The organism is uncultured Mailhella sp., from assembly GCF_944324575.1.
Lineage (GTDB): Bacteria > Desulfobacterota > Desulfovibrionia > Desulfovibrionales > Desulfovibrionaceae > Mailhella.
Genome location: NZ_CALUWV010000105.1, coordinates 1 through 7,288, shown reverse-complemented (window position 1 = coordinate 7,288; position 7,288 = coordinate 1). Strand labels below are relative to the sequence as shown.

Genomic DNA, 7,288 nt, shown 5'->3' with positions numbered 1-7,288 from the left:
TGTCCGGGGCCATCATGATGCGGTCGGGGTTGCCGCCCGCGTTGTAAATGTCCGTGAGCAGCGCCTTGAGCATGGCCTCGGTGGGCACGCGGGTGGTTCCCGCCGTGCAGGCCGTGCCGGGAAGAGAAGCCCTGGTGCCGTCTTCCGTGGCGTAGTTGGTCTGCATCCAGCAGGGAAGCCCGGTCATGAGTCGGCCCTCGCTGGAACCGTTGTCCGCGCGCGCCACCTTGTTCTGCAGAAGGGCGTATTCCACGTCCTTCTTGAGCTCGCGGGTGCGCAGGGCCATCTGATAGGCGTACTGACGGGACACACCCGCCTGCTTCACGGCCTGCGCCGTGCCGGATACGTTGATGCCCTTCCTCAGAATCTGCGTCTTGTTGGAAAGCTCCGTGGTGAAGCTTTCGGAAAACGCCGTGGTGTCCGCGCCTTCGAGCGCGGCGTTCTCGGCAGGGCTGGCCAGGGTGTCGGTCTGCCATTCGTGCAGGGTCTGCGTGGCCTCGGACTTGCCGCACATGGACAGAAAAGGCGTGTCCGTGGGGGCCACGTTGAAAATCATGTCCATGAGATCGCGGGGCTTGCCCTTGAGATTCGCATCCCTGAGCTGACCGGATACCGTATTTGCCATGTCATGTCCTCCCCTGAGGGCTTGATATTACCGTTGATGCATGAAGAGATTTGCCGGAGAGTTGAGAAACGGTCATTCCGCTGCCAATGAAGGTTTCCCGGAGCGTTGAACCAGCGCACGGCGTAACCATCTGGAAATCCCTTCCAACCACACCGATGTGACCGCGAAGCGGGAACATTGGTCGGCCAGCCGCAGGCGGGTGCGGCAGCACACGCCTGCACTGAGATTGCAGCCCGAAACGCGTCCGCCGAGCCTGCCGGCCCTGACGTCACTCCCCCCTGCCCTTTCCGTTCAGGGCTCAGCTCCCGCGTTTTCACGAGCGCTGTTAAAAAGCTGAAAGAAACAAGGGGGCGCGGGGGGAATTATTCCCCCCGCACTGCCTTTCCTGCCTTTTCTGCCTTTCACATAGTTGCTTCGAAGAGGGCGGCGAGGGCGTCGGTGCTGTCGGGGTTGTGGGCGAGGGCGTCGCGGGCGCGGGAGGCGCGGTCGGAGGATCTGGCCGAGGCGCGCGGGGGGCGGACGCTGGGGGCGTCGGCGACCTTTTTGACGGCGGCGGCGCGTCGGGCGGCGAGGGCGTCGTAGAGCATGGCCTTGGCGACGAGCTTGACCTCGTACCCTTTGGTCAGGCCGTTGACGGCGGAAGGGGGGCAGCCCTGCTCCTTCATGTATTCCGCAATGTTGGCGGCAAAGGTTCTGCCGTTGAATCCGGCTCCCATGAGAGCGCGAAGTTCCGGCTGGACGCGGGCGAACTCGTCGGCCATGGCGCGGGAGGCCTGGGCGGCGCGTTCGGCTTCGTAGCGGCGCGCGGCCTGCGTCACGCGCTCCTGCACGCGGCGCACGGCGTCCATGCGGGAGGCGCAGGCCTGACGCAGCTTCACAAAGGCGGCGGGATCACGCTGGGCAAGCGCGTTCCAGTCCACGGAGCCGTATTCGGCTTCCACGATCTGCTTCATGGCGGCAAGCGCCTGCTGAAGCTCGGCGTTGGCCGCCACGGCAAACTGCTCCTCGCGCTGCCTTGCGGCCTGCTCCTTCTGCCTCGCCTGCGAAAGCTCCGCGGCATGGGCCTGCTCGCGCGAGTGCACCGCGCTTCGCGCCTCGGGAGAAAGCGCGCTCCACAGCGCCTCTTCAAAGCCTTCCGGCATGGGCACGTCCGCAAGGCCCTCTTCATCGTTTCCGGCGTCCTTTTCGGCGTCATCGGCCTTGCCTGCGGCGTCCTCTGCAGCAGCGCCGGTCTTATCTTCGGCAGCGGAGCCTTCCCCGTCACGGCCTTCGTCGTCCCGAACGTCTTCGGGCAGCGTCTCCCCCTCTTCGGAGCCGCCTTCCGCCCCGCCGTCGAACAGGGAAGCTATGGCGTCCACGTCGTACACGCCTTCCGCTTTTTTCTCCATGTCGTTCATGCGTTCTCCTTCACGGCTCTCACGGCCGCATTCAATGCTTCATCCTTGCCATGTTCCTTGAGCGCGGCGCACTGCAATTCCCGAAAAATTTCCTTTTTCACCTCTGCAAGCGCCCGCTGTTTATGCCACCAGTCCTCACGCTTCACGCCGTCGGCACTGGCGCGCCACGCCTGCACATACCGCGCGTCCAGGCGCTCGAACGCCCGCCGGAACACCGCGCTCTGCAAAATGCGTCCGGCTTCCAGCGCTTCCATCCGCTCTTCATGCGTCATTGTTTTCCCTCATGAAGTACCCGGGCTGCCCTTCCGGTACCCTCTTTCCTTCAACAGATGTCCGCCCCTGAGGTTTCGGCTCGCGCACGGCAACGGTTTGAAAACCTCTCCGGTTCGGCGGCTCAGGCAGATCCCGGAATCCCCAAAAGTCCGCCCGGCTTCCTCACGTCCGTCACCATGCCCCGGCGCCCCTGATCTTCGTCAGCCCCGCGCCCCGCTCGCCCGCGGCCAGACGCGCACGGTCAAGACCTTCCTCCATGCGCATTTCCGCCGCCTTCAGCGCAAGGCTTCCTTCGGTCTTCGCCCTGTCCAGAAGCGCGCTCTGCGCCGTTTTGGCCGCGTCGCGCGCGGCGTCCGTCTGCGCCTTCCACGCATCAAGACGCAGCCGCTCCAGCGTTTCCGCCTTCTCAAGCTCGAACTTCTCCCGCTCAAGACGCAGCTTTTCCTTTTCAAGCTCCAGCTTCCTTTCCTCCGCCGAAGGCGCGGCAGGCGCGCTCCTCATGGCCGCCTCGGCCTTCTTGGCGTCCTCTTCCGAGCCGAAGAAGCGCTCCGGCGATTCCAGACCCGCAGCTTCCGCCATCTTGTGGCAGGTGTAGACCACGTTGGACAGATGCACCGGCGAGTTCGCCCCGAGACGCCCCATGAACGCCTGCTGAAGCTGCAATATCTCGCGACAGGCCGCCACCAGCTTCATGCGGTTGCCCGTGCCGAGTCCCACGGCCACGGCTATGTCCATGTCCGGATCCCAGTTGCGCGGATCAAAGGCCATGAAACGGCCCTTCAGCCGCAGCTGCACCGCCTTGTCGTGATACCGGTGCAGAAGATGCAGCACATAACGGCCGAGCGGCTTGAAAAAGGTTTCGGCGTACACGCGCGCAATGAGCTCAAGACGCTGATTTATGGCCTCTTCCATGATGCTCGCGCCCGTGGCCGTGTTCTGAAGCGTGTCGGCCTGCAGGCTCTGCGTGCGGCTCGACACCCCCGTGCGCCGCTCGATGAGCGTTGCGCTCATGTCGAGCCCGGCAAGCGCGTCCGACGACGAGGCCGTCACGGGCAGCGGCGTTATGGTGGCGTCGCCGCGCACGCGATGCACCGCCCCCACCCCGCGCGCCAGCAGACTGTCGTATTCCACGCTGCCGCTCATGCCCTCGTTCACCACGAGCTCGCCCTGATTGGACAGCGCCAGATTGTCCAGATACTGCCGCGTCATTTCCGTGCGCAAATCCTGCACGTCGGACACGAGATCCGCCAGACACAGCCCCACCACCTGATGCGGCATGGGCACCGAACAGGCCGCAAAGAGCGGCGCTCGATACAGCGGCCATTCCTCAAGCTTCAGAATGCGGCAGCTCTCCCCCTCGCCGCAGAAGGTGGCCTTCACCTTTTCGTCAAGCCCGTCGCCGTCCAGATCGAAGTCGAACCACGCTTCATAAATTCTGTATTCCCGCGCCGCCCCGCGTCCCTCGCCCCGCACCGGCCCGAAGGCGTCGTTCACCGCGCGGCCCACTGCGGTTTCCGGCATTTCGTCCGCGCCGTCCGCAGGTTCCAGCTCCTCAATGAGCGCGCGCGGATACCCTTCGCTCACAAGCTCCGAGGCCGTGCGCCTCTGCCAGCAGGCAATGAAGCGCGCCTTCTCCACGCTTTCCGCGTCCGCCGACACTATCACGTTCTCCGGCGGCACGGCGTCGATGCGTATCTCTCGCACGGTCACGGTCTGATGCACAGTCACGTCGTAAAGCGGCCCCTGCGGCGACGCGTAACGACGCACCTTCACCGCGCCCGGCGTTTCCATGTCCAGCGAGGGGTCCATGAGCAGCGCCACGGCCTCGGCTTCCGAAAGCCCGGTGAACTGCCTGACCCGCCGCTCCCTGCGCTCCGGACAGTGCGCCATGCACCAGCCCGCCCGCTGATACAGCCCGTCGGCAAGCACGTCGTGCACCAGCGAAAACATCCTCCTGCCGAACACCACCTGATTCACGTACAGCGTGGCGTCCTCGGCGGCCTGTTCCTGTTCGGGCGTCTTCGGCTCGAACCGTATGATCTCATCCGTGCAGAACACCCGCATGAGGCCGGGCTTGGCCCATTCCACGGTTTCCATCACCGTGCGGTCGACATAGGTCGAAAGCCCCTTGCCCTCGCGCTCCTCGTCCACGCCGTAGCCGTAGCCCAGATACTTCTTCTTGAGCGCCGTGCGCTCCGAGGAAAGACGCGAGCCCTCCCCTCCCATGCACGATTCCATTTCCCGCGCAATCACGCGGCGCGCCCGCTCTTCTCTGTCCTTTTCGTCCATCAGCATACCCGCAGATTTCTGCGCGGCGGAAGCCTGTCAAAGCCGCCCCGCCCCGCCACGTTGTCCAGCCCCATGGCCAGATACCGGAAGGCGTCCGCCCCGTGACTCGTCCAGTCATGCAAGGGCCGCGCCCGAAAGTCGTTCGCCTTTTCGTCCCATTCGCGCTGGTACAGACGCAGAGCTTCCAGCCCCCGCGCACAGCGCTTCCCGTCAAACCAGCAGCGCGGCAGAAGCAGCCGCACCGCATTTATGCCGTCGTCCACCGTGGTCATGGGCAGCACCCGCCCCCGCACCCCGAGACGCTGCAGCGTCTCAAGCCGCGTCGTGCCCGTGCCGAGCTCCGAAGCCGCGGCATCGTGCGGCAGAAGATGCTCGCCGTACACGTACCCCTTTTCGCCCAGCACCTTTACGTAATGATCCAGCCCCGCGCCCGACGCCTGATAGTAGTCGATGACGTGCACCTCGCGCCCCACCACCTGCGCGAACCAGATGGCCGTGGAGTCCGAAAAGCCGAGATCCCACGCCGTCACCACGGGAAATCCCGGCTGATACGGCACCGCGGCAATCTTTCCTTCCCGGCCGAGCTGCTCCATGAGCCTGCCGTAGTACGCCCCCGCCACCGCCGCCGTGAACGAACACTCATATTCCTGCTCGTATTCCGACTCGTCGGTCTCGCGCCGCGCCACGGCCAGATCCTCTTCCGAGAGTATTCCCGTCTCGGAAGCGCGGTACATGAGCGCCGCCCATTCCTCGTCGTGCAAGCGCGCGTTCTCCCATACCTTCCAGAGCGCATTCCGGCCCTTGGGCGTGCCCAGGAAAAGCGCCCGGCCGTGCGTGGCCAGAATCATGGGAAGCACGATTTCCGACCACATCGAATAGGGCATCTGCGCCACCTCGTCGAACACCACGTCGCACAGGTTCAGACCGCGCAACGAATCGGGATTCTCCGCCCCGTACAGACGTATCCGCGCCCCGTTTTTGAAGTCGACCCGAAGCTCCCCTTCGTTCACCTTCGCCCCGGCCGCCAGAGCGATCTTCTTCAAATAGTCCCAGGCCACGTCCTTGGCCTGCCGGTACGTGGGCGCAATGTACGCCCCGCGGTACGACTCCCCGGCAAGCGTGGCGTTGCGGCACAGCCGCGACACCGCAAGCACCGTCTTGCCGAAACGCCTGTGGCAGACAAGCACCCCGAAACGCCGGGCATCCAGCGCTTTCAGCGCCTTCTGCTGCAGCGGCCTCAGCCGTATGCGAACCTCGCTCATCTCTCCTTCCTTACACGATCATGCCCGCCGCCCCGGGGCCACGAACGCTCCGGGCCCGGCCCGCATCACGCCCGGGGAACGCGAGGGGGCCCTGCCGACTCCCCCGGGGCCACGAACGCCCTACGCCCCGCGCCCCGCCCGGCCGCATCACGCCCCGACTCCCGGCCGCAGATCTCCTAACCGGCCCGCCGTGGGGAAACGCGGGGGGCGGCGGAAGCCTCCCTCACTCGCCCCCGAAGAGCACCACTTTCACGCTCTCGCGCACGTCGGCTTCTATTCTGTCGGTGAACATGCCGAGGTGCCGCCCCAGAAGCTCGAGCGCCTTGTTCGCGCTCCGCGCATCAAAGCGCCACACCCCGCGGCCCTCCTCGTCCACCATCTGCTCGCCCCGCGCCGTGAGCACCGGAACCCGCTGCATGGATCGCTCAACTATCTCCACCAGCGAGCGCACCACATAGTCCGCATCCACCCCCGTCCGCGCCGATACCCCGGCACGCGCCGCTTCCAAAGCCGTCTGCACCGCAGGCTCGTGCAAAAGACGATACGCCGCCCGCGACGCCCCCTTCTCCGAATACCCCGCACGCTTCGCCGCCTCCGCGCCGTTCATGTCCACAAGGTATTCCTCCACAAATCGCTTCTTCCTGTTCGTCAGTCCCATAACTCGTTCTTTTTCATGATGATATTTGAGGCGGAAAAACGGAGAGGCAGACAGACAGGCAGACAGACAGGCAGACAGACAGACAGACAGACAGGGGCTCCGCCCCTGAAACCCCGCAGGGGCCCTGCCCCTGGCCCCGTCGGGGGAGATAATCTCCCCCGAACCCCCATGGTTCCGCCTTCGGCGGCTCTCTCATCAAAGCCGGTGACGCTCTTCAAAAATGCAAGGCAGGAAAAACAACGCCAAAACCGGAAGGCTTGGCCGGACACGTTTCTGCCTGCTCTCTCAGTGCAGGCGTGTGCCCTGCACCCGCCTGCGGTAGCCGACTGTTCCCCGCAAAAGCGGGGACCAGTGCTGCAAGGAAAAAAAGTCACGCACCCGCCCAAGTACCACCACCGCCCGTCTGCCCCGGACACGCTGTACGGACTCCACATGGCACGACACGCCCCCTGAACGCTCCACTTCTCTGCCTCTTTCCTCTCCCCGAATACCACCGCCCGTCTGCTCAAAGACACGCTGTACGGACACGGGCTTGCACGACGGGCATTACGTTTAACGGCGGGAGTGAATCCCGCCTGCTTATGTCCGTCGGCGCGACCGCCTGAAGGCTGGTTGCGTTCCCCAGAGCGTTGAGAAAAATTGTCCCTTGCAAACAAAGGTTTCCCAGAGCGTTGAACCAGCGCACTCCCCTTAAAAAATCTGGAAATCCCTTCCAATCACACCGATGGCACCGCGAAGCGGGGCCATCGGTCGGCCAGCCGCAGGCGGGCGCAGCCGCGCACGC

Annotated in this window: 6 protein-coding genes; all 6 read right to left on the bottom strand. The window is 64.9% G+C overall.

The annotated features are described in order from the left end of the window. Positions 1 to 625, bottom strand: a 625-nt coding sequence (locus tag Q0J81_RS09765; protein WP_294447503.1) for a DUF5309 family protein, incomplete at its 3' end; no start/stop codon positions are given. 401 nt (positions 626 to 1,026) lie between these two features. Continuing rightward, positions 1,027 to 2,022, bottom strand: a complete 996-nt coding sequence (locus Q0J81_RS09760) for a hypothetical protein (RefSeq protein WP_294447502.1) — start codon at positions 2,020 to 2,022, stop codon at positions 1,027 to 1,029. Then, positions 2,019 to 2,294, bottom strand: a complete 276-nt coding sequence (locus Q0J81_RS09755; RefSeq protein WP_294447501.1) for a hypothetical protein — start codon at positions 2,292 to 2,294, stop codon at positions 2,019 to 2,021. Before Q0J81_RS09755 ends, Q0J81_RS09760 begins: the two co-directional genes overlap by 4 nt. Positions 2,295 to 2,466: 172 nt before the next feature. Beyond that, positions 2,467 to 4,590, bottom strand: coding sequence for a hypothetical protein (locus tag Q0J81_RS09750; RefSeq protein WP_294447499.1), 2,124 nt, complete (start codon positions 4,588 to 4,590; stop codon positions 2,467 to 2,469). After that, positions 4,584 to 5,846 carry a terminase family protein gene (locus Q0J81_RS09745; protein WP_294447497.1) on the bottom strand — a complete coding sequence of 421 codons (1,263 nt, stop codon included), beginning with the start codon at positions 5,844 to 5,846 and terminating at the stop codon, positions 4,584 to 4,586. Before Q0J81_RS09745 ends, Q0J81_RS09750 begins: the two co-directional genes overlap by 7 nt. 223 nt (positions 5,847 to 6,069) lie before the next feature. After that, the gene (locus tag Q0J81_RS09740; RefSeq protein ID WP_294447496.1) at positions 6,070 to 6,504 is read right to left on the bottom strand and encodes a terminase small subunit; all 435 of its coding nucleotides are present in this window, start codon (positions 6,502 to 6,504) and stop codon (positions 6,070 to 6,072) included. Positions 6,505 to 7,288: the final 784 nt, after the last annotated feature.